Origin of the sequence: Nonlabens antarcticus (assembly GCF_015356755.1) — a bacterium.
Classification (GTDB): Bacteria; Bacteroidota; Bacteroidia; order Flavobacteriales; family Flavobacteriaceae; genus Nonlabens; species Nonlabens antarcticus.
Map to the genome: position 1 here is coordinate 1 of NZ_JADFCO010000044.1, position 329 is coordinate 329.

Consider the following 329-nt stretch of genomic DNA (forward strand, 5'->3'; position numbering starts at 1 on the left):
CAACGTAGTGGCTCCCGTATTGGTCACCGTAAAACTGTAACTGATCGTCTCACCCAACTGGGCAAACCCATCTCCATTCTCATCGTTGAAGACAGACTCCTTCAATAACGAGATATCACTATCGTCAGGAAGCGTCGTATCGGTAGGATCATCTGGGTCACCATCACCATCTGGATCTTCATCTGTTGGGTTGTTTGGATCATCAGAGGTATCCGTTACATCCTCACCATCTGGGGAAGTTCCCGTAGCTAACGCTTGGTTCCTTACCGTTCCCGCATCTATGTCAGACTGCTGGATCGTGTAGGTTCCCGTAAACGTAGTACTGTCTA

General features: G+C 48.6%; 1 protein-coding gene. It reads right to left on the reverse strand.

Going from position 1 to position 329, the window contains the following annotated elements; genetic code table 11:
• A partial coding sequence (locus IQ282_RS00165; RefSeq protein ID WP_228547163.1) for a DUF7507 domain-containing protein occupies window positions 1–329 on the reverse strand: 329 nt, incomplete at both ends.